The sequence below is a fragment of the Kineococcus arenarius subsp. arenarius genome, from assembly GCF_050871845.1.
In the GTDB taxonomy this organism is placed as follows: domain Bacteria; phylum Actinomycetota; class Actinomycetes; order Actinomycetales; family Kineococcaceae; genus Kineococcus.
The window spans coordinates 21467-42569 of sequence record NZ_JBJLSE010000012.1 but is presented as its reverse complement, the minus strand read 5'-3'; the positions used below and the strand labels follow the sequence as shown (position 1 = coordinate 42569).

Sequence of the window (21103 nt, the reverse complement as noted above, 5' to 3'; positions counted from 1 at the left end):
CGATCACGAGAACAGGTCGTCCTGCTCGGCGCCCGGCTGCTGCCGGGGCGGCGCCGGGGCGGTGGCCGGTGCCGCCGTCCGTGGCACCTGCTCGCGGGCGCGGCCGTCCCAGCGGAACGACGTCACGAGCACCGCGTCGACCCCTTCCTTCCGGGAGAGCTGGCAGATGCCGATGCCCGGCACCTGCGGGTAGCAGGCCCACTCGCGTTCGCTGGTCATCACCACGTCCAGGTCGAACTCGGCGAGCAGGCCGAGGTAGTCGGCGCGGGCGGTGTCGTCGACCCCGGCGAACGCCTCGTCCAGGGTGATGATGCGCGGGGCGTCCGGGTTGCCCGCGGAGCGGTAGTGCGCCGAGGCCGCCGCGAACAGCGGCACGCTGGCGGCCAGCACCCGCTCCCCGCCGGAGGCCGGGCCGGTCGCGGGGCGCCACTGGCCGTTCTGGTGCCGCTGGACGGCGAACCGGTGCCAGCGCCGGTAGTCCAGCGCGTTCGTCAGGTGCTCCAGCCACGTGCCCGCGGTGCTGTCCTGCCGCACCGCCTGGATGCGGCGCTGCAGGAACTCGCCCACGGCGGTGCGGTCCTGCGCCGACCAGGCGTCGGCGCTCTGCCGCAGCAGCCGGCGCCGTGCCTCCGCCAGGCCCGCGGGACCGTCCTCCACCGGCAGCCACTGCATCCGCAACCGCATCCCCGTGCTGGTCGGCCGCTGCTCCAGCTCGGTGTTCATCTGCAGCACGTGCTCCTCGGCGGCGCGGATGAGCGCCTGCAATTGCGCGGCGACCTCCGCGACGAGGTGGTTCTCCAGCACTTCCCGCTCACGGGCGTCCAGCAGCCGTTGTCGTTCCCCCGCGTCGGCGTCCAGGTCGGTGCGCAGCTCGTGCACGCTGGTGGCGCGGCCGGCGAAACGCACCTCCACCACGACGGCGCCCTCCGCCACGGACAGCAGGGCGGAGTTCCCGCGGCGCGCCAGGGTGTCGTTGAGCTTCTTCACCTCCGTGCTGAGGGCCGTCTGAGCGCGCTGGAACTCACCCTCGTCGAGCTCCTCGGGGATCGCGGCGTCCAGTCGGCGGGCGAACTGCACCGCCGGGCTCGCCGCCCACGGCGCGTCCCGGTCCGGTGCGTCGACCCCCGCTGCGGTGGCGGCGACGACACCGGTGGCCGTGAACCGCTGCAGGGCCGCCACGGCGGCGTCCCGGTCCGCCTCGGCCTGCGCCGACTGCCCGGTCAGCCGGGCGTGGTCGCCCTCCGCGACACCGAGGGCGCGGGTGGCGGCCGACCTCTCCGCGTCCGCCGCCCTCAGCCGCCCGGCCAGGCCGTCCAGCGCCGCGCGGACCTCCCCGAGGCGGCGCTGCAGCTCCGCGACCTCCGCTCCCGTGGTGCTGCGCAGCGCCTCCAGCCGGGCCTGCGCCGCCGCAGCGTCCTGCTCCCGGTCCCGCTGCACGGCGGCGGCCCGTTCCGCCTCGTCCGCAGCCCGCTGCGCCTCGGTGCGGGCGCGCACCAGTTCCGCGTGGGCGCGCACCGCCTCCCGCAACCGGGCCCGCAGGTCCCCGGCGCGCTCGCGGAACTCCGCGACGGCGGCCAGCACGGCTTCCACCGCGGCGCTCTCCGGCACCAGGTGCACGTCGCGGGCCTCCCCGGCGGTGCGCAGCTCCACCTCGCGTGCGGCGGCCACGGACTCCTCCAGCACCTCACCGGCCCGGGTGACGTCCTCGGCCGCCCGCCGCGCCTCCCGCTCCGCGGAGGTGCGTTCGGCGTGCGCGGCGTGCAGGGGGGCCTCGTCGGGCAGCGCGCGGCGTTCCGCGGCCAGCACGTCGCCACGCCGGTCGATCCGTGCCACCTCTGCCTGCGCGTCCGCGACCTCCACGGTGAGCGCGGCGAGCTCCGCTTCGAGGGCAGCCAGGCGCTCGCGCCGGGCGCTCTCCCGGGCGCCGCGGCCGACGAACTCTGCCCGCGGTTTGCCCCACCGGCCGGTGAGCACGCCCAGGTGGAAGGAGCCGTCCACCCCGACACCGGTCCCCGCACCGTCCGCGGAACCCCGGGAGATCCCGGTGAGGACGGCGGCCACGGCTTCGTCGCTCAGGGCCGCGGCCTGCGCGTCGGCGCGGTCCACGGCCGGCACGAGCACGCCCAGCAGGCTGTCCCCGGCCACCGCGGCGCCCGCGGTGAGCAGCACGTCGCCGTCCGGGGCGGTGCGCAGCGAGGCGTCCGGGGAGATCCAGGCGTCGAGCAGGCCGGCGGCCTCCAGGGCCGCCTCCAGCCCGGCCCGCTCGCTCTCGGGCACCTCGGGGGCGAAGTCGACGACCTGCCACAGCGGCGCTCCCGGCCGGCCGCGCCGGTCCGCGGGACGGGTGCGGGGGACGTGCGGTGCGGTGTCCTCCCCGGCCAGCAGCCGCTCTCGTTCCGTGTTCAGGTCGCGGACGCGGCCGGTGAGGTCGCGCGCGCGCAGGTCCGCCGCGGCCCGCGCCGCCGCCAGTTCCCGCGTGGTGCGCTCGTGGGCGGAGTCCGCGGCGGTCGCCAGCGGGGAACGCCCGTCGAGCGTGGCCGCCCACCACCGGGTCTCGTCCAGCACCCCGGCGGGGTCGTCGAGGGCGAGTTCCGTGGCGGCTTCCAGGGCGGTGCGGGCCGCGTCCAGGTGGGCGGCGGTGGCGGCTTCCACCGCGGCCTGCGCCTCGGTGACGCGGGCGGCGGCGCCGTCGGCGCGCGCGGCGGCCCGGTCGCGCTCGGCCTGCCTGGTCGCGACCCGTGCGCGAGCGCCCTCCAGTTCCCGCAGCAGCGCGCGCACGTGCTCGGCCTCGGTGCGCCGCCGCCGGGCCACCTCCAGCAGCGCGGCGTGGTGGCCCTCCGCGTCGGCGTCCCCGTCCGCGGGGTCGGGTGCTCCCGGGGGACGGGGCACGCCGGCGCCCGTGGCGGCGGCGCGCAGCGCCTCGTCGGCGGCCGCGAGTTCCGCGCGAGCCCTCTCACCGGTGCCCTCGCGTTCCGTGAGCTGCGCTGCGGCCGAGGCGGAACTCCTCGCGGTGTCTTCCGCGCGCCCGCGCGCGTCGGTGGCCGCGGTCGCCGCCAGCCGCGCGGAGTTCTCCGCCTCGGCGAGTTCGCTGAGGCGGGTGTCCCCGGCGAGGACGCGGTGCTCCTCGTCCAGTTCCGTGCGCCGGCGCTGCAGCTCGTGCAGGTCGCGCTCGGCCGCCGTCAGGCGCGCGTCGGCCTCCTCCCGCTCGCTCGCGGCGCGCCGCAGGTCGCGGCCGTGCCGCTCGTAGCGCGAGTGCGCGGTCAGGAGCTCCCGCGTGCGGCGCTTCGCCGCGGCGCGGGCGTAGCGGCGGTAGTGGCCCTCGAACGCAGCGGCCGCGTCGCGCGCCTCCAGCACCGCCTGCAGGTCGTGCCGGTCGTCCTCGAGGGTGCGGAACGCCTCGGCGACGTCGGCGAGCACCCCCGGGTCCACCGGGGGCAGCGCCTCCGTGAGCGCCGCGGACAGCGCCCGCTCGTCGGGGCGCTTGGTCAGCTGCGGCTGGCGCAACTGGATCAGCAGGTCCACCAGGGCGCCGTAGCGGTCCTCACCCAGCCGGAAGAACGTCTCGTCGACGTGCCGGCGGTACGCCCCGCGCGAGTCGAACACGGTGCCCGACGCGCCGAGCACGTCCACGAGGCGGTCGCGCGGCAGGGCTGTGCCGGTGCGGTCCACCAGGTGCAGGTCCTCGCCGCAGCGCGCGGTGGTGGAGAAGAACCAGTGCCGGGCGATGCCCCGGCCAGTGACGGCCTTCATCCCGCACCCCAGGGTGCGGAACTCCTCGGTCCCGTCCGCGGCGCGGCGGCCCAGCTCCAGCCAGGTGTACCCGGTGCGCTCGGTGTGCGGGTGCGCCCCGCCGAGCAGCAGGTTCCACTCCATGCGCTTGCCGCGGTCGCCGTCCGGTTCCACCCGGTGCGCGGACAGGTCCGCGTCCAGCAGGAACGGCAGCGTCAGCGCCAGCACCTTCGACTTGCCCGCACCGTTGTTGCCCCGCAGCAGCAGCCGGCCGTCGTGGAACCGGAACTCCTCGTCGTCGTAGTGGTACAGGTCCACCAGGCCCGCGCGCAGCGGCTGCCACCGCGAACGCGACGGGCGGGGCGGTGCGGGATTCACGGTTCCTCCGATGGTGCGGGGTTCGAGGACGCGCTGCTGCACAGGGCGTAGCGGTGCAGCGGCGGCAGGGCCCCCACCGCGCCCGGCACCACCCGCACCAGGCGCAGGGCGGCGAGCCGGTCCACCGCGGTCTGGACGAGGCCCACCTCGGCGCCGGGATCCGCCGAACCCTTGCGCCAGTTCGCGGTGTTCTCCCGCGCCAGGCGGTGCACGTGCCGGCGCAGCTCCTCCAGCGGTACCGGCGCGGGAGCGCGCTCGGTGAGTAGTTCCGCCACCAGCAGGGCGACGTGCCCGTCGGTGCCGTCCTCGGGCATGCGTAGGTCGGTGAGCTCGTCCGCCGGGTCGACCATCGCGATGCCCTCCGCGCGCACCTCCGCCACCAGCCCTGCGAACTCCTCGACGCGCCGGCACAGCGCCGCGCGCTGACTGCTCAGGTACGCGGTCTCCTCGGCGTCGAGGTCGGCGTGCAGCAGCACCGGGTCGTCCAGCAACCGGCGGGTCAGGCGGTGCCGCACCGCGCGGGTGCGGGCCTCCTCCGTCAGCGGGGGCGGCGCGTCGGTCAGCGCCTCCAGCCGTGCACCGGTGTCGGTGGCGTCGACGGTGGACGGCCCGCGCTCGGCGGCGAGCAGGCTCGCCAGGACGCGCCGGTCCACGTCGTACAGCACGTCCCCGGTGGCGCGCACGAACGTCTCCTCGTCGCCGCTGACGCGCGCGACCACGCCCAGCCCCAGCAGGGTCCGCGCGACGGCCGCCAGGTCGCGGCGCTCCTCGGCCGTCTGCAGGGAGAACTCCACCCCCGCCTCGACGAGCGCGGGGTCCGCGGCCAGCAGCAGCACCTCGTCCGCCAGCACCCCCAGGGTCACCTGCGCCTCCGAGCGGGACAGCACCGCCAGCGCCAGGCACAGCAGCACGTACCGGCGCCGCGAGAACGGCCGCTTCTGCGCGTCCAGCAACGGGCGGGTGCCGTCGCCGGGATCGGCGGGCACCTTCTCCAGGCGCGCCAGTTCCGGGCCCACGATCAGCCGCCAGCCGGTGTTCACGTCGAACCACTCCCGCAGGGCGTCGGCGTGCCGGCGCACCAGGGGGAACTCGTCCGCCGCCGGACCCAGCAGGGGTCGGCGCAGCAGGGCGCGGGCCGCGCGGCGCTGCTCGTGGAGCCGTTCCGCCTCCAGGCGCTCCAGCAGCGCCCCGCTCACGCGGGCACCGTCCCGGTGGCCGGTTCCGGTGCCGCCTCGGCGATCTCGACGAGACCGTCGGGCAGGTGCAGCGTGCCGTGCTCGGTGCCCACCGCGACGACCTGCGCGCCCGGCAGCACCGTCAGCCGCACCCGCAGCGACCCGTCCGCCGACGTCACCTCGCTCACCGTGCCCTCCTCGCCGGGACGGCGGGCGGCGACCGCCCGGCCCAGCAGGTCCAGGAACACCGGGAACGCCGCGCCGGACAGCTCGGGAAGTTCCGACAGGCGGCGCTCGCCGGACGTCAGCAGTTCCGAGCGCGCCGCCAGCAGCTGCTCGTGCTCGGCGGCGACGAGCTGCTGCAGGTGCCGGCGCTGCACCGAGCGGTCCTCCACGCGGGCGGGGCGGCCACGGCGCTCGTGGTGGCCGGTGCGGCGGAACTGCGGGCTGATGCGCAGCGGTTCGGCCTGCGCCCACGGCAGGACGGTGCGCGGCGGGTCCGCCTCCCGCGCGGTGAGCGTCTCACCGTCGATGCTCAGGTGCCGGGCGGGCGTCAGCGCGAAGGCGCTGCGCCACAACCGGTGCCGTGCCTCGTCGTCGGGGGCCTGCGCGAACCACAGCGCCAGGTGGCGGAAGTCCGCCGAACGGTCTGAACGGCCCGAGCGGCGCTCGTTGAGGGCCGTGACCGCGCGCAGCAGCTGCGGCACCGCCGAACGGGCCCGCCCGCGCAGCAGGTCCTTCTGGCTGGGTGTCTCGCGCGAACCCACGAACCAGCCGTGCAACCCCCGCCAGCGCCGGTGCCACACCTCGTGCACCCGGGCCACCTCCCGGGTGCGCTGCGCCTCGGCGTCGACTCCTTCGCCCGGCGCCAGGTCCGCGGCCTCGCGCGCCGCCACCGCGTCCAGCAGGTCCCGCACCCCGGCGCCCTCCGCCGTGATGATGAGGCCGCTGATCTCCGAGCCCGTGGTGACCAGGTCCGAGACGAAGCGTTCCAGGTACTCGATCAGCCGGTCCTTGTACGCGACGAACGCCTCCGTGTCGGCGTCCTGCAGGTCGATGGACCGCTGCATCGACGCCAGGAACGCCGAGGCGTTCTCCGCCAGCGACTCCAGCCGCTGCGTCAGCGCCGCCAGCAGGTGCGCGGCGCGCGCCACGTCGGCGGCGTCCTCGCGCAGCAGGGCGACGAGGGCGCGCAGGTGCTCGGCGATGTCCACCAGCGCGACCGCCTGCAGCGCCCCGCGCCGGCCCAGCGCCTCCTCGTACACCACCAGCGCCCGCTCGGCGGCCTGCCCGGCGGGGGTGAGCTGGTAGAGGTAGCGGGCGCGGTGGAAGTCCTCCACGCTGGTGACCCGCCCGGTGTCCGGGTCGGCGCGCAGGTTCCCCCAGCCGACCAGCTGGGTCAGGGCGTTCTCCACCGCCTCCGGCCCGGGGCTGCTCCCGGTGCGGTCCAGCTCGGTGTGCACGTCCTCCGGGCGCAGGTGGAGGGCGTAGCGCTCGCGGGCCTCGGTGAAGACGCCGAGCACGGCGCGGTAGGTGGGGGCGTTCTCGGTGGCCAGGTGCGCGAAGGGGCGCGCTTCACTGCTCATCCAGCGCCTTCCGGTTGCAGACCTGCCGAGGACCTTACGGGAACGGGCGTTGGAGGCTGCGGGTGACGTCGGCTGGTTGCTCTCCGCCGAGCATTATGGCGCTATTATTACGCCACTTACGTCGAGCTGGTTCGGGTGTCTTGAGGAAAGAGACATAGAGACATGGCGTTGCACCGCACTCCCGCTCTGGACCTCGACGACCTCGAGGTCCTCGACCAGGTCCACGCACTGCGGTCCGAGCTGCAGCACAGCCTCGCGGCGCCCCGGCGCTGGCACGGCATGCTGCGCCGCACCATGCTGGCGCGCGCCATCCGCGGCTCCAACAGCATCGAGGGCTACGTCGTCACGGTGGACGACGCGGTCGCTGCGGTCGACGAGGAGGAGCCCCTGAACGCCGATGCCCGCGTGTGGGCGGAGATCACCGGGTACCGCTCCGCGATGAGCTACGTCCTGCAGGCCGCTCGGGACCCCCAGTTCCGCTACGAGTCCGGCTCGCTGCGCGGTGTCCACTTCATGCTGCTGTCCCACGACCTCGGCAAGAGCCCTGGGCACTACCGCCAGGGGCCGATCTTCGTCCACGACGACACGGCCGGGCGCAACGTGTACGAGGGGCCACCGACCGAGGAGGTGCCCCGCCTCGTCGACGAGCTGATGGTGGTCCTCAACGACCCGGGTCGGGACGACGTGCTGGTCCGCGCAGCGATGGCGCACCTCAACCTGGTGATGATCCACCCCTTCCGCGACGGGAACGGGCGCATGGCCCGTGCCCTGCAGACACTCGTACTGGCTCGGGAGTCCATCGTCGAGCCTCCCTTCGCGAGCATCGAGGAGTGGCTCGGCCGCAACACCGAGAGCTACTACGCGATCCTCGCACTGACCGGCGCGGGAGCGTGGAACCCCGAGCGCAGTGCCCACCTCTGGGTGAAGTTCAACCTGCGCGCCCACCACATGCAGGCGCAGACGGTGAAGCGGCGCGCAGCCCTCGCCGCGCGCACGTGGGACGCAGCGCAGGAACTCGTGAGTGCCGCCGGTCTGCCGGAGCGGACGACGAACGCGCTCTTCGACGCCGCGAGCGGCTTCCGGGTGCGGCGACCCGGCTACGCCAAGCTCGCAGACGTGGAGAACCGAACCGCCACTCGTGATCTGCAGCAACTGGTCGATGCAGAGCTGCTCGTCGCCCGTGGGAAGACGAAGGGGCGCTACTACCTGGCCGGCCCGGCTGTCCAGCAACTGGTCGCCGAGGTGCGCGGGCAGACCGGGCCGCTGGACGATCCCTACCCGGACCTGGAGCGAGAGGTGCGGGTGCGGCTGGACCGGCTGAACCGAGGTGAGGACGTGCCCCGTCAGCTCGACGCGACCACCCGGGCCCCCCAGGGGTGAGGAGGTGCGCCCTCGTTCCAGCACCTGGTGCGGAGACACCGTCACCGCTGCTGCGGCACAGCGAGCCCCAGCACGAGTCCGCCGGCGACCACGACCACCCCGCTCCACACGAGGGCTCCGGGCACCGGCCCACCCAGCAACACCCCGCCGCCCGCGGCCGCCACCGGCGCCACCCCGGTGAGCAACCCGGCCCGGGCCGCGCCGAGGCGCCGCACGGCGGAGTACCAGAGCACGAACGCCACGGCGGTCACCCCGACGGCGAGGTGCGCGACGGCGAGCAGGTCCGCGGCCGTGAGGGCGAGCACGGCGGACGGGCCGTCGACGAGCACGGCGAGCGCGCCGAAGCCGAGCGCCGCCAGCCACGTCGCGTGCACCGACACGCCCCACGCGCCGTGCCGGGCGAGCACCGGCACGGCGAGGAGGGTGAAACCCGCCTCGCACGCCAGGACGAGCAGCGCCCACGCCAGCCCGGTGGCGTCGCTGCGGCCGAACCCCTGCACGAGCACCGCCCCACCGGTGACGACCGCGGCCGCCGCCACGGCGCGGGTTCCCGGCCGCCGCCGTTCCAGCAGCGGCCCGATCAGCGCCAGCAGCAGCGGGACCCCGGCCACGGCGACGCCGAGCACCACGGGTTCGGCGTGCGCGGCGCCGCGCACCAGCGCCACGTTGAACACCACCAGCCCGACCGCGCAGACCCCCACCAGCCAGGCCCACTCCGTCCTGTGCGGGCGGTGCAGGCGCTGCCCGCTCGCGCGGGCGGCGGCGAGCAGCAGCAGGGACGCGGCCGCGTACCGCAGGGCCTGGACCGTCCACAGCGGTGCGTCCACCAGGGCGCCGGACACGGCGGCGCTGCTGCCGACCAGGGCCATCGCGGCCGTGCCGGTGAGCACCGCGGGCCACCGCGGACCGGGTGCGGGGGGAGTTCTGCGGGCGAGGCGCGGGAGGGGGGTGGGGGCGGGCACGAGTGGCATGCTGACCGCGCGATGGACCGCTCGACAGGTCCGATAGCGACCGGGTCGAGTGGACCGGTGCTCGAGGAGGCCGACGACAGGAGCGCGGGTGGACGGGACGGGTGCCGACTTCCTGTCGCTGGACGTCCGCTCCGTGCCGCGCGGGCGGATCACCGAGGAACTGGTGCGGCGGGTGCGGGAGGCGGTGGCCGAGGGGCGTCTCGCGCCGGGTGACGCGCTGCCGTCCAGTCGGGTGCTCGCGGGCGACCTGGGCGTCTCGCGCGGCGTGGTCGTGGAGGTGTACCGGCGCCTGGCCGACGAGGGGCTCGTCGCCGCCCGCACCGGGTCGGCGACGCGGGTGCTGCCGGGAGCGGACCCCACCCCGCCGAGGGCTCCCGCGCGCCCCGCCGAACCCGGACCACTGCCACCGCCCCCGACGGGTGTGGAGTTCGACCTCGCTCCGGGCGTGCCCGACGTGGCGGCGTTCCCGCGCGCGGCGTGGCTGCGCGCCGAGCGGGCCGTGCTGCGCGAGGCCACCGGCGCCGACCTCGGCTACGGCGACCCGCGCGGCCACCCCCGGTTGCGCCGTGAACTCGCCGGCTGGCTCGCCCGCACCCGCGGGATGCGCGTCGGCGCCGACGACGTCCTCGTGGTCGCCGGCGTCGCGCAGTCCCTCGCGCTGCTCGCGCAGGTCCTGCGCGTCCGGGGGACGAACCGGATCGGTGTGGAGGACCCCGGGGCGCGCGGCGCCCGCGAAACCCTGGCGCACTGGGGTCTGGAACTCGAACCCGTCCCGGTGGACGGGCACGGCGCGCGCATCGACGCGCTCGCGCGCAGCGGGGTGGAGGCGGTGCTGCTCACGCCCGCGCACCAGTTCCCCACCGGGGTGGTGCTCGCGCCGCAGCGCCGCCGCGAACTGCTGGAGTGGGCGCGCGCCGGGAACCTCGTCGTCGAGGACGACTACGACGCCGAGCACCGCTACGACCGGGCGCCCGTGCCGGCGCTGGACGCCTCCGCCCCCGAGCACGTCGCCTGCACCGGCAGCACCTCGAAGACCCTGGTGCCCGGTGCGCGCATCGGCTGGCTCGTCGCACCGCGCCGCTTGCGGGCGGACCTGGTGGCGGCCAAGCACGCCGCCGACCTCGGGAACCCCGCCCTGCCGCAACTCGTCCTCGCCGAGCTCATCGCCGCCGGCGACCTGGAACGCCACGTGCGGCGGGTCCGCACCCGCCAGCGCACCCGCCGGGACGCGCTGCTGGCGGCGCTGCACCGCCACCTGCCCGCCGCGCGGGTCGAGGGGGTCGCGGCCGGGTTGCACCTGCTCGTGACGCTGCCGCACCGGGAACCCGGCAGCGACGTGGAGATCGCCGCGCGCGCCGCCGGGGTGGGGGTCCTCGTGCACCCGCTGTCGTGGCACCGGGTGCGGCCGGGACCGCCCGGGTTGCTGCTGGGGTACGCGGCGAGCACGCCCGATGCTCTGGTGGAGGCGGTGCGCCGGATCGCGCCCCTGGTGCCCACCGGTCCTTGAGGGACCGGCGCGGAACGGGTCAGCGCGCCCGGGCCCACTCCTGCAGCGCGTCGGGTTCCAGCGGCCGGGAGAAGAAGTACCCTTGCACGAAGTCGCAGCCCATCTCCACGAGGGCGTCGAGCTGCTCGCGCGTCTCCACGCCCTCGGCGACCGCGCGCACCCCCACCGCGTGGGCGAGCTGCACGCACGTGCGCACGATCGCGGTGTCGCCGTCGTTCACGCCGAGGCCCGTCACGAACGAGCGGTCGATCTTCAGCTCGTCGACGGGGAAGCGCTGCAGGTACGTCAGGCTCGCGTACCCGGTGCCGAAGTCGTCCACGGCGATGCCGACGCCGAGCGCCTTCAGCGCCGCCAGCGTCGCCACCGCCGCGTCCGGGTCGGTCACCAGCGCCGTCTCGGTGACCTCCAGGACCAGCAGGTCCGCCGCCAGGCCGTGGCGGGTCAGCACCGCCGTCACCGCGTCCACCAGGCCCGGGTCGGTCAGCTGGCGGGTGGACAGGTTCACCGCCACCTCGACCGTCGCGTGCCGCGGGTCGCGGGCCCAGGCAGCGGCCTGGGCGACAGCGGCGTCGAGCACCCACGCGCCGAGCTCGCGCACCAGGCCGGACTGCTCGGCCAGGTCGATGAACGCCGCCGGCGGCAGCAGCCCGCGCCCGGGGTGCTGCCAGCGCACCAGCGCCTCGACGCCCGTCGCGGCGCCGTCGCGCAGGCCGACGCGCGGCTGGTAGTGCAGGCGCAGTTCACCGCCGGCGATGCCGCGGCGCAGTTCCCCCAGCAGGCGCAGGCGGTCGACCGCCTCGTCGGTGCGGTGCGGGTCGTGCACCTCGACGCGGTTGCGGCCGCGGGCCTTGGCGCGGTGCATCGCCACGCCGGCGTCGTGCAGCAGCCGGTCCGCGGAGTCGCTGCTCGGCGTCGCCACGGCGGTGCCGATGCTCGCGGAGGCGACGATCTCCAGGCCGTCGATGAGCACCGGGACCGTCAGGGCCTGAAGGATCCGCTCGGCCAGGCCGTGGCACCGCTGCGCGTCCCCGCAGTCGTCGACGACCGCGAATTCGTCGGCGGACAACCGGGCGACCGTGGCGCCCTCGCGCACCGCCGCGCGCAACCGGCCGGCCACCGTCAGCAGGAGCTCGTCGCCGGCGGCGGTCCCCAGGCTCTCGTTGACGACGTTGAAGTGGTCCAGGTCCACGACCAGCACGGCCGGGCGCGCCCCGGGCTCGGTGAGCGCGGCCTCCAGGCGCGCGGACAGCCCCGCCCGGTTCGACAACCCGGTCAGGGGGTCCTCCAGCGCACGCTGGCGCGCGTCGGCCTCCACGGCGGCTCGGCGGTTCTCGGACTCCTCGGCGCGGTGCAGCGCGGCGACGAGCGCCTTCTCGTGGGCGCGGCGTTCGGGAGCGCTGAACACGATGATCCGCACCTCGGCGTCCGCGCCGGCGCGCGCGGGCACGCGGGTGGCGGTGATCAGCGCCGGGCGGCGCACGCGGTCGGCGGCGGTGATCTCGACGACCACCTCGCTGACGCTGCCGGTCGTGCCGAGCCGCGGAGCGCAGTGCGCCGACCACAGGATCCGGTCGCCCACCGGCAGCAGGCGCCCGAACGCCGAGCCCAGCAGGTCCTCGCGCCGGTACCCGGACCAGGCCAGGAACGTGGTGTTGACGCGGGTGATCCGCCCGTCGTCGCTCGTCGTCAGGTACCCGCAGGGGGCGTCGTCGAACAGTTCCGTGAAATCGCCGGCGCTCTCCGGTGGTGCGGCGGCGGGGGCGGCGGCCGTCACGTCCACGAGGGCAGGTGCGCGAGGATCGCCGCCGCCGTCTCGGCGGGCTCGCTGACGTGGGGGCAGTGCCCGGACGCCCGCAGCGTCACCAACGTGGGGCGCTGCAGCCGGGCCACGACCTCCCGGACCGCGGAGTCGGGGGCGAGGGCGTCGTCGCGGCACTGCAGCACGACGGTCGGCGCGCCCACGCGGGTCAGCAGCTCGCGGGAGTCGGTGTGGAACGTGGCCCGCGCGAAGTCGCGAGCGGTGGACGGGTCGAGCTGGCGGAACGAGCCGGTGAACTCCTCGCCGAGTTCCGGGCGGTCCGGGTTCCCCATGATCATGGGGGCGACGGCCGCGGTCCACGACAGGTAGTTGTGGTCCAGCGACGCCAGCAGCTCCTCGACGTCCTCGGGCGAGAACCCCCCGTCGTAGCCGGTGGCGGGGTCGTCGACGTAGCGCGCCGACGGGGCGATCATCACGAGCCGATCGAAGCGCTCCGGTGCGCGGACCGCGGCGCGCGCGGCGATCATCGAGCTGACGCTGTGGGCGACCACCACGACGTCGCGCAGGTCCAGCTCCTCGCAGACCTCCACGAGGTCCTCCGCGTACCCGTCGAGGCTGCGGTACTTCTCGCGCTCGTAGGCGGCCGGGTCGAAGCGGCCGGCGCCCGCCTGGTCCAGCAGCACGACGCGGTGCCCGGCGAGGAAGGCGGGCAGCAGCCGCTGCCACGTGCCCTGGTCCGACCCGAAACCGTGCAGGAACAGCACCACCGGGCCGTCCGGGCGGCCGTGCACGGTCACGTTGTTGCGCGCGCTCGCGCTGCCCGGGCCTGCGGGAGCGGGGACGGTGCTCACACCGGTTCCTTCCACGGGGGACGTCTGGTGCGGGGGTCGGACCAGTCCACGTGGTGTCGGCAGGCACCTACCGGGGCTTGAGCCCGGCCTCCGGCGCGGTCCCGGTGCGTCCCGCAGGGCCCCGCGCGCGGGAAGCAGCGGGGCGCCGCGAGCGTTGGAACGGGTGAGGCCCCGAGCAGTGGGCCCCACCCCCTCGAACCCCGCCAGGAGGCCACGGTGAAGGGTGATCGCGTGGAGATCGTCGTCGAAGCCGGCGGCGACACCCGCACGTACGACGTCGAGGCGACCCGCGCGGGCCGCCGCGTGGAGGTCGCGCACGGGCGCGGCCTCGTCGAGGTGACGGAGGTGACCCGCGGCGGGACCGCCGTGCGCACGGCGCGGTTCATGGCCGCGCGCGTCATCGCGCTCGTGGAGCACCCCGCACCGCGGCACACCGCCGAGGACGACGACGAGACGGTGACGCCGCTGCGGGTCACCGCCTGACCGCGACCCTCCGGGGCCCGCGCGGCCCCCACCGGCCGCGGGGGCGTCGTCGCTCGCGGGCGCCGGTGGTCGCGGTGGTCGTCGTCCTGGCGGCCGTCGCGGCCCACGCCCTGGCGACGCCGGAGCCCCGGGCCCGGCGGGTCGGGTGCGGCGAGACGATCACCGCCGACGTCCGCCTCGCCGCCGACCTGCGGTGCCCCGGGCCCAGCGGGCTGGTCGTGGCCGCCGACGGCGTCGAGGTCGACCTCGACGGTCACGAGATCACCGGCCCCGGTCTCGTGGCGGGCCGTTCCGCCGCCTCCCACGGGATCTCCGTCGCCGCCCGCGACGTCACGGTCCGCGGCGGTCGCATCGCCGGCTGGGACGTCGGCGTCCGGGTGGGGTGGGGCAGGTCCCCGCGCAGCGCAGCGCTGGCGGACGTGCTGCTGGAGTCGGACGGGGTGGGTGCCGTCGTCCCCGACGGGAGTTCCCTGTTCCTCACCACCTCCCTGCTGCGCGGCAACAACACGGGCGTCACCGCGCAGGGCCAGCTGGCCGTCCACCGCTCCAGGGTCGAGGAGAACTTCACGGGCGTGGCCGTGCAGTCCGGAGAACCCGGAGGGCCGTTCACCTTGCGGGACAGCGTCGTGCAGCGCAACAACATCGGGGTGATGTGCCACCGCCCGGGTTTCCTCGTCGAGCGCAGCACGTTCGCCCAGAACGACACCGCGCTCCTCGCGAGCGGTTGCCGGCCGTCGGTGGTGCGGGGCTCCGCGTTCGACCGCAACGGCGAACACCTCTGGCTCGACGCGCCCGACGCCCTCGTCGTCGTCTGCACGTCGTTCACCCGGCGCGGTGGTCCGGAAGAGGTCCCGGTGCGGCCCTGCGCGGCGCGGTCCGGGGGGCCGGGGGGAGTCGGCGGGGGGTGAGGGGCGAGGCGGACGCCGTCGTCAGGGCACCTCTTGGCTATCGCTATAGTGATAGAGCTATCGGAATAGCGATAGGAGAATCGTGGACCTCGCCAACCCGCTGCGCACCATCGCACCGACGGTGGACGCCGACGTCCTGCTCGTCCTGAGCCGTTCCCACCGGCCGCTCAACGGCGCGGCGATCGCCCGACTCGCCGGTCGCTCCTACGCGCGCACCCGGTCGTGCCTGCACCGCCTCGTGGAGCACGGTCTGCTGCTGGCCGAGGACAGCGGACCGGCCGTCCTGTACCGCTTGAACCGCCACCACGTGCTCGCCGGTGCGGTGCTCCAGATCACCGTCGCCGGCGACGCCGTGGAGGAGTGGCTCTCCCGGCGCCTCGCCCAGTGGTCACCGGCGCCCCGTGCAGCCGTGGTCTTCGGCTCGTGGGCGCGCGGCGAAGCCGGCCCCGGCAGCGACGTCGATCTGCTGCTCGTGCGCGATGACGACGTCGACCCCGACGGGCCGTGGGGTGAGCAGGTGCACCGCACAGCAGGGGACCTGGAAGCGTTCACGGGCAACGCGGTCCAGTTCGTGCAGTTGACCGACCGCCAGCTCGCCGAGGCGGTCGACCAGGAACAGCCGCTCATCACCGGGCTCCGCGCGGACGGGCGTGTTCTCCTCGGTCCTGCCCTGCAGGCGCTCCTCCACGCGGGGACGCGGTCGTGAGCGCCCGGAGCACCCGTACCGGTGCGTGCACCGCAGCGGACGCCCGCACGCGACGTCGGCAGGCCGAGCTCTACCTGGAGGCGGCGGTCCTCGTGCAGTCCGAGGACCTGGCGGAGGCGGCGACCGTGGCCACGGGGAACGCGGTGCTCGCCGCCATCGCCGCCGCGGACGCCATCTGCTGCGCGCTCGCGGGCGTCCGATCGCGTGGGCAGGACCATCGGCAGGCCATCGGCCTGCTCCAGGAGGTCACGGGAGACGCGGCTCTCGCGAGAGCGCTGCGCGAGGTGTTGGACTTGAAGGACGCCGGCCACTACGGGCTGAGCAACGTCTCACAGTCGAACTGCACTGCCGCGCTGCGGCGCGCGCAGGCGCTCGTCGACGCAGCGAGCACCCGGGTGCGCTGATCCCTGCGGTGGCCGAGGGAGTCGGACTCCCCCGACCACCGCAGGGAGGAGCGGGTCAGCGCGTGGCGGTGGTGAAGCGCTCCAGCCGGAACGGCTCCAGCAGCGCCACGCGCTCGCCCAGCACCTCGCGGGCGGTGAACTCCCCGAGCACCAGCCCGAGGGTCGCGCCGCTGTGGGTGAACAGCACGTGCAACCCGGGCACCTCGCGCAGCTCACCGGCGACGGGCTCGCCGTCGCCGGGGACCGGCTTGGGCCCCACACCCCGGCGCACCGCCTCCAGACGGGGGTTGCCGGCCAGGACCTTCGACGCCTCGTCCAGCAACCCGGCGACCGTGGAGCCGCGCACCTCGAACTCGCCGTCGCCGCGCACCACGACCTCCTGCTCCGACCAGCCGGAGTCCAGCACGAACGTGCCGTGCGGGGTGGGGCGGATCGCCACCCGCGGGGTGTTCAGGACCGCGCGCAGCGGGTGGTCGATCCGCTGGGTCTCCAGCAGGAGCGAGACGGGGGAGGACTCCGGCAGGTGCACCCCCAGTTCGGCGAGGTCCCGCGGCACCCACGGACCCGTCGCCCACACCACGGCATCCGCGTCGAAAGTGGCGCCGGAGGCTGTCTCGACACCCGTGGCACGGCCGCCCGCGACGACGGGCTTCGCGCGGCCGACGCCGGTGTGCACCTCGCCACCCGCGGTGCGCAGCTGCTCCAGCAGCGCCTCCACGAGCAGCGGCAGGTCCACCCACCCCTCGCCCGGGTTGAACACCGCGCCCTCCTCAGCGACCCCGGTGACGTCCACGCCCGGTGCCCAGGCCGCGACCTCGTCCCGGGAGAGCCACACCGAGTCGTAGCCGATCGAAAGCTCGTGCGCGTGGCGCTCGCGGTGGCTCTCGCCCGGCGCGGCCCACGTCAGGCCGCCGTCGAAGCGGACCCGGTCGCTCAGGCCCGTGCGGGCGGCGAACGTGCGGTAGCGGTCGATGGCGACGGTGCGCAGCCGGTGGTACGCGTCGCTGCGGGCGCCGGCGGAGTTCAGCCAGGACAGCGAGCGGCCGCTGGCGCCGGAGGCGATCGCCGCCTCGGTCACCAGGTCGACGCGGACGCCGGAACGGGCCAGGTGGGCGGCCGTCGAGACGCCCAGGACGCCGCCGCCGACGACGACCACGCGCGGGGCCCCGGAGCGGGCGGGACGAGCGGGGAACGCGGTACCGGTCTCGTGCATCACGGTCCCATCCTCCTCGACCACCCCCCGCAAGCCCCACCTCCCGCGGTGATCTTGCGAGGGTGAAGGCTCAACCGTGCAAGATCACCGCGGGAGGGGCGGGGTGGGGTGAGGGAGGTGGGGAGGGAGCCGGGGGGTCAGGCGCCGGTGGTGGGGGTGTGCAGGACCCCGTCGACGCGGCGGGGGATGCCGGTGAACCCCTCGGTCAGCTCGGCCGGCAGGACCTCGTCGGGTGCGCCCTGCCACGTCACCGGGCGCAGGAACCGGCGGATCGCGCTGGTGCCCACCGAGGTGTGCTGGGAGTTCGTCGAGGGCCAGGGGCCGCCGTGGTGCTGAGCCCACGACACGGCCACCCCGGTGGGGTAGGCGTCGAACAGGATGCGCCCGGCGTGGTCGCGCAGCGCCCGCGCCACCGTGGCCGGCAGCTCCGTCTCCCCCTGCCCGCGCTGCACCGTCGCCGTCAGCGAGGACGGCACGCCCTCCAGCGCCGCGAGCAGCTGCTCCTCGCCGTCGTAGCGCACCACGGTGCTCACCGGGCCAAAGCACTCCTCCGTCACCCCGTGCGGGAGGTCCGCCGCGTCCGCCGACAGCAGCAGCGGCACCCCGGTGAAACCCACCGCGCCCTCCGGCTGGGCGCCGCGGGCGATCTCCTCCACGCCCGGCAGCTGCGCCAGCTCGGCGCTGGTGCTCCCGTAGGTGTTCGCGATGCCCTCGTTGAGGAGGACCTGGGCGGGGGCCTGGGCCACGGCGGTGGTCATGGCGCCGACCACGGCGTCGCCGTCCTGGCCCGCGGGGACGAACACCAGACCGGGCTTGGTGCAGAACTGCCCCGCGCCCAGGGTGAACGAGGCGACGGTCTGCTCGCCGATCTGCTGACCGCGCTCGGCGGCCGCGGCCGGCGTCACCACGACGGGGTTCAGGCTGCTCAGCTCCCCGAAGAAGGGGATGGGGTCGGCGCGGTTCTCGATGATCTCCAGCAGCGCCTTGCCGCCGCGCACGGACCCGGTGAACCCGACGGCCCGCACCGCCGGGTGCGCGACGAGGTCCGCTCCCGCCTGCTGGCCGTGCACGATCGCCAGGGTTCCCTCGGGGGCGCCGAACTCCCGCGCCGCCGCGACCAGGACGTCGAAGACGAGCTGCGAGGTGGCCGGGTGCGAGCCGTGGGCCTTGACGATCACGGGGCAGCCCGCGGCCAGCGCCGAGGCGGTGTCGCCGCCGGGCACGGAGAAGGCCAGCGGGAAGTTGCTGGCGCCGAACACCGCGACCGGCCCGATCGGCAGGAGCATCCGCCGCAGGTCCGGGCGCGGGCCCATCGGGGTGTCCCCGGCGTGGTCGATCGTGGCCTCCAGGTAGGAGCCCTCGCGCAGCACCTCGCCGAACAGGCGCAGCTGGTACGCGGTGCGGGTCAGCTCACCGTTCAGCCGCCCCGCCCCCAGCGCGGTCTCCCGGTCGGCGATCGCCACGACGTCCTCCCGGCGCGCCTCCAGCGCGTCGGCCAGGGCCTCCAGCAGGGCGGCGCGGCGCTCGCGGCCGAGGTCCTCCAGGGCGGGCGCGGCGGCCAGGGCCGCCTCGCACAGGGCCGCGACCTCCTGCGGGCTCGTCTCGGCGGCGACCACCTCCACGGCCTGGCCGGTGCGGGGGTCGGTGCTGACGACGTCGGTCACGGGGTTCCTCCTGAAGTGTTCGGGGTGGTCAGCGCTGCAGCGCGGGCCGCTTCGGGTCGAACGTCCAGCCGGGCACGATCGTTCTCATCGCCACGGCGTCGTCGCGGGCCCCCAGGCCGTGCTCGACGTACAGCTCGTGGGCGGCCTTCAGCGCGTCGCGGTCCAGCTCGACGCCCAGGCCGGGCCGGCGGGGCACCTCGATGGCCCCGTCCTCGATGCGCAGCGGCTCGGTGGTCAGGCCCTGCCCGTCCTGCCAGATCCAGTGGGTGTCCAGGGCGGTGATCGACCCGGGTGCGGCGGCGCCGACGTGGGTGAACATCGCCAGGGAGACGTCGAAGTGGTTGTTGGAGTGCGAGCCCCACGTCAGGCCGAAGTCGTCGCACAGCTGCGCCACCCGCACCGAGCCGCGCATCGTCCAGAAGTGCGGGTCGGCCAGCGGGATGTCCACGGCGTTGGAGCGCACGGCGTGCGCCATCTGCCGCCAGTCGGTGGCGATCATGTTCGTGGCGGTCATCAGCCCGGTGCGGCGGCGGAACTCCGCCATCGTCTCGCGACCGGAGAAACCGCCCTCGGCGCCGCAGGGGTCCTCGGCGTAGGCGAGGACGTCGGTGAGTTCACGGCCCAGGGCGACGGCCTCGTCCAGCAGCCAGGCGCCGTTGGGGTCCAGCGTGATGCGCGCCTCGGGGAAGCGGGCCGCCAGGGCGCGCACGGCCTCGGCCTCCTGCTCGCCGGGGAACACCCCGCCCTTGAGCTTGAAGTCGCTGAAGCCGTAGCGCTGCTGCGCGGCCTCGGCGAGGGCGACGACGGCCTCGGGGGTCAGGGCCGGCCGGCGGCGCAGCATTTCCCAGTCGTCGGCGGGGTCGGGTTCGGTGACGTACGGCAGGCCGGTGGCCTCCGCGTCGGCGACGTAGAACAGGTAGCCGAGCATCGGCACGGCATCGCGCTGCTGCCCCTCGCCGAGGAGCTCCGCGACGGGGACGCCGAGGTGCTGCCCGAGCAGGTCCAGCAGCGCGGACTCCAGCGCGGTGACGGCGTGCACGGTGGTGCGCAGGTCGAACGTCTGCAGGCCGCGGCCGGTGCTGTCGCGGTAGGCGAACTCGCGCTGCACCCGCGCCAGCAGTCGGGCGTACTGCGCGATCGGCTGCCCTACGAGCAGTTCCCCGGCCTCGGTGATGGTGCGGCGGATGGCCTCCCCGCCGGGCACCTCCCCCAGGCCGGTGGCGCCGGAGCTGTCGGTGAGGATGGCGATGTTGCGGGTGAAGTACGGGGCGTGGGCGCCGGACAGGTTCAGCAGCGCGCTGTCGTGCCCGGCCACCGGGACCACCTCGACGGCGGTGACGGTGGGGGTGCGGGTGGGGAGCGCGGTCCCGGTCGTCACCGCTGCTGCACCTTCTCCACCAGGGCGGTCAGCTCGGCCAGTTCCGAGGGGCGCAGGTCGGTCAGCGGTGGGCGCACCCGGCCGCCGTCGCGGCCCACGGCGGTCAGGCCCGCCTTGACGATGGAGACGGCGTAGCCCTTCTGCCGGTCGCGGATGTCCAGGTAGGGGATCACGAAGTCGTTGAGCATCCGGTACACCTCGACCCGGTCCTGGGCGCGCACGGCGGCGAAGAACTCCAGCGCGAACTCGGGCACGAAGTTGTACATCGCCGAGGAGTAGGTGGTCACGCCCAGCTGCAGCAGCGGCAGCGCGAACGTCTCGGCGGTGGGCAGGCCGCCCACGTACAGCAGGCGGTCGCCCAGGCGGGCGTAGGTGCGCGTCATCCGCTCGATGTTGCCGACGCCGTCCTTCAGGCCGATCAGGTTCGGGTTGCGGTCGACGGCCTGCTCGACGGTGACGTCCTCCAGCACGGCGTTCGCACGGCTGTAGACGATGACGCCGAGGTTCGTGGCCGCGCACACGGCGCTGACGTGCTCGACGAGCCCGGCCTGGCTGGCCTCGGTGAGGTACGGCGGCAGCAGCAGGATCCCGTCGGCGCCGGCGGCCTCGGCGGCCCGCACCTGCTCGACGGCCTGCGCGGTGCCGCCGGTGGCGGAGGCCACCACGGGGACCTCCCCGCCGATCTCCTCGACCGCGACCCGCACGACCCGCTCCAGCTCCGCGGAGGTCAGCGAGAACCCCTCGCCGGTGCCGCCGCCGGCGAAGAGCCCGGCCACGCCGAAGGACGCCTGCCAGGCGAGGTGCTCGCGGTAGCGGGCCTCGTCGAAGCGCAGCTCGTCGTCGAAGTGCGTGACGGGGAAGGACAGCAGCCCCGAACCCAGGCGGGTGGCGAGGTCTGCGGGGTCGAGCTGCGGCATGGGGGACACGTCCTCGGGTCGGTGGGTGCGCGGAGGCCGGCACGGGTGTCTCCGCCGACGGGCACGACCACCGTACGAAGGCCCTCGATGCCCG

The 21103-nt window shown here is 75.5% G+C and carries 16 protein-coding genes; 6 read left to right on the top strand and 10 right to left on the bottom strand.

Annotation, left to right across the window (positions count from 1 at the left end; genetic code table 11):
* Positions 1 to 3: 3 nt before the first annotated feature.
* The 3 genes from ACRYM0_RS05215 to ACRYM0_RS05205 are packed head-to-tail and all read right to left on the bottom strand — an operon-like array spanning position 4 to position 6868.
* Entirely contained in the window at positions 4 to 4107 is a 4104-nt protein-coding gene (locus tag ACRYM0_RS05215) for a TIGR02680 family protein (RefSeq protein ID WP_432502742.1), read from the bottom strand.
* On the bottom strand, positions 4104 to 5303 hold the full coding sequence (locus ACRYM0_RS05210) for a TIGR02678 family protein (protein WP_432502739.1): 1200 nt from the start codon (positions 5301 to 5303) through the stop codon (positions 4104 to 4106). Before ACRYM0_RS05210 ends, ACRYM0_RS05215 begins: the two co-directional genes overlap by 4 nt.
* Positions 5300 to 6868 carry a TIGR02677 family protein gene (locus ACRYM0_RS05205; protein ID WP_432502736.1) on the bottom strand — a complete coding sequence of 523 codons (1569 nt, stop codon included), beginning with the start codon at positions 6866 to 6868 and terminating at the stop codon, positions 5300 to 5302. Before ACRYM0_RS05205 ends, ACRYM0_RS05210 begins: the two co-directional genes overlap by 4 nt.
* A 162-nt stretch (positions 6869 to 7030) precedes the next feature.
* On the opposite strand from ACRYM0_RS05205, the gene ACRYM0_RS05200 reads away from it, so the two are divergent.
* Positions 7031 to 8248: a Fic family protein gene (locus tag ACRYM0_RS05200; RefSeq protein WP_432502733.1), complete on the top strand. Its 1218-nt coding sequence runs from the start codon at positions 7031 to 7033 to the stop codon at positions 8246 to 8248.
* A gap of 41 nt (positions 8249 to 8289) precedes the next feature.
* Here ACRYM0_RS05200 and ACRYM0_RS05195 read toward each other — a convergent pair whose 3' ends face one another.
* Positions 8290 to 9138, bottom strand: coding sequence for an EamA family transporter (locus tag ACRYM0_RS05195; protein ID WP_432502731.1), 849 nt, complete (start codon positions 9136 to 9138; stop codon positions 8290 to 8292).
* A gap of 169 nt (positions 9139 to 9307) precedes the next feature.
* Here ACRYM0_RS05195 and pdxR point away from each other — a divergent pair, with 169 nt between their 5' ends.
* On the top strand, positions 9308 to 10726 hold the full coding sequence (gene pdxR / locus ACRYM0_RS05190) for a MocR-like pyridoxine biosynthesis transcription factor PdxR (RefSeq protein ID WP_432502728.1): 1419 nt from the start codon (positions 9308 to 9310) through the stop codon (positions 10724 to 10726).
* A gap of 19 nt (positions 10727 to 10745) precedes the next feature.
* Here pdxR and ACRYM0_RS05185 read toward each other — a convergent pair whose 3' ends face one another.
* Together ACRYM0_RS05185 and ACRYM0_RS05180 are read right to left on the bottom strand one after the other, a co-directional pair.
* On the bottom strand, positions 10746 to 12500 hold the full coding sequence (locus ACRYM0_RS05185; protein WP_432502726.1) for a sensor domain-containing protein: 1755 nt from the start codon (positions 12498 to 12500) through the stop codon (positions 10746 to 10748).
* A complete protein-coding gene (locus ACRYM0_RS05180; protein WP_432502724.1) occupies positions 12497 to 13336 on the bottom strand; it encodes an alpha/beta fold hydrolase in 840 nt (279 codons plus the stop codon). The genes ACRYM0_RS05185 and ACRYM0_RS05180 overlap by 4 nt, the downstream gene beginning before the upstream one ends.
* 216 nt (positions 13337 to 13552) lie before the next feature.
* Between ACRYM0_RS05180 and ACRYM0_RS05175 the strand changes: the two genes are divergently transcribed.
* From ACRYM0_RS05175 to ACRYM0_RS05160, 4 genes are all read left to right on the top strand, one after another.
* Positions 13553 to 13819: a hypothetical protein gene (locus ACRYM0_RS05175; protein ID WP_432492364.1), complete on the top strand. Its 267-nt coding sequence runs from the start codon at positions 13553 to 13555 to the stop codon at positions 13817 to 13819.
* A gap of 74 nt (positions 13820 to 13893) precedes the next feature.
* Complete coding sequence (locus tag ACRYM0_RS05170) at positions 13894 to 14727, top strand: hypothetical protein (RefSeq protein ID WP_432502722.1); 834 nt, start codon at positions 13894 to 13896, stop codon at positions 14725 to 14727.
* Between the two features lie 82 nt (positions 14728 to 14809).
* On the top strand, positions 14810 to 15433 hold the full coding sequence (locus ACRYM0_RS05165; protein ID WP_432502720.1) for a nucleotidyltransferase domain-containing protein: 624 nt from the start codon (positions 14810 to 14812) through the stop codon (positions 15431 to 15433).
* A complete protein-coding gene (locus ACRYM0_RS05160) occupies positions 15430 to 15837 on the top strand; it encodes a hypothetical protein (RefSeq protein ID WP_432502718.1) in 408 nt (135 codons plus the stop codon). Before ACRYM0_RS05165 ends, ACRYM0_RS05160 begins: the two co-directional genes overlap by 4 nt.
* A 55-nt stretch (positions 15838 to 15892) precedes the next feature.
* Here ACRYM0_RS05160 and ACRYM0_RS05155 read toward each other — a convergent pair whose 3' ends face one another.
* The 4 genes from ACRYM0_RS05155 to kdgD form a co-directional block, all read right to left on the bottom strand.
* Positions 15893 to 17050 (bottom strand): NAD(P)/FAD-dependent oxidoreductase, encoded by a 1158-nt coding sequence (locus tag ACRYM0_RS05155; protein WP_432502804.1) that lies wholly within the window; start codon positions 17048 to 17050, stop codon positions 15893 to 15895.
* A 137-nt stretch (positions 17051 to 17187) separates the two neighbouring features.
* A complete protein-coding gene (locus ACRYM0_RS05150) occupies positions 17188 to 18714 on the bottom strand; it encodes an aldehyde dehydrogenase (NADP(+)) (RefSeq protein WP_432502716.1) in 1527 nt (508 codons plus the stop codon).
* A 28-nt stretch (positions 18715 to 18742) separates the two neighbouring features.
* Positions 18743 to 20092: an enolase C-terminal domain-like protein gene (locus ACRYM0_RS05145; protein ID WP_432502714.1), complete on the bottom strand. Its 1350-nt coding sequence runs from the start codon at positions 20090 to 20092 to the stop codon at positions 18743 to 18745.
* Positions 20089 to 21009 (bottom strand): 5-dehydro-4-deoxyglucarate dehydratase, encoded by a 921-nt coding sequence (gene kdgD / locus ACRYM0_RS05140; protein ID WP_432502712.1) that lies wholly within the window; start codon positions 21007 to 21009, stop codon positions 20089 to 20091. Before kdgD ends, ACRYM0_RS05145 begins: the two co-directional genes overlap by 4 nt.
* Positions 21010 to 21103 lie beyond the last annotated feature (94 nt).

What these genes read in the sequence shown, in the direction of transcription:
- ACRYM0_RS05155 (WP_432502804.1), bottom strand. Translation starts at nt 17,050, where the DNA reads ATGCACGAGACCGGTACCGCGTTCCCCGCTCGTCCCGCCCGCTCCGGG.
- ACRYM0_RS05205 (WP_432502736.1), bottom strand. Translation starts at nt 6,868, where the DNA reads ATGAGCAGTGAAGCGCGCCCCTTCGCGCACCTGGCCACCGAGAACGCC.
- kdgD (WP_432502712.1), bottom strand. Translation starts at nt 21,009, where the DNA reads ATGCCGCAGCTCGACCCCGCAGACCTCGCCACCCGCCTGGGTTCGGGG.
- ACRYM0_RS05200 (WP_432502733.1), top strand. Translation starts at nt 7,031, where the DNA reads ATGGCGTTGCACCGCACTCCCGCTCTGGACCTCGACGACCTCGAGGTC.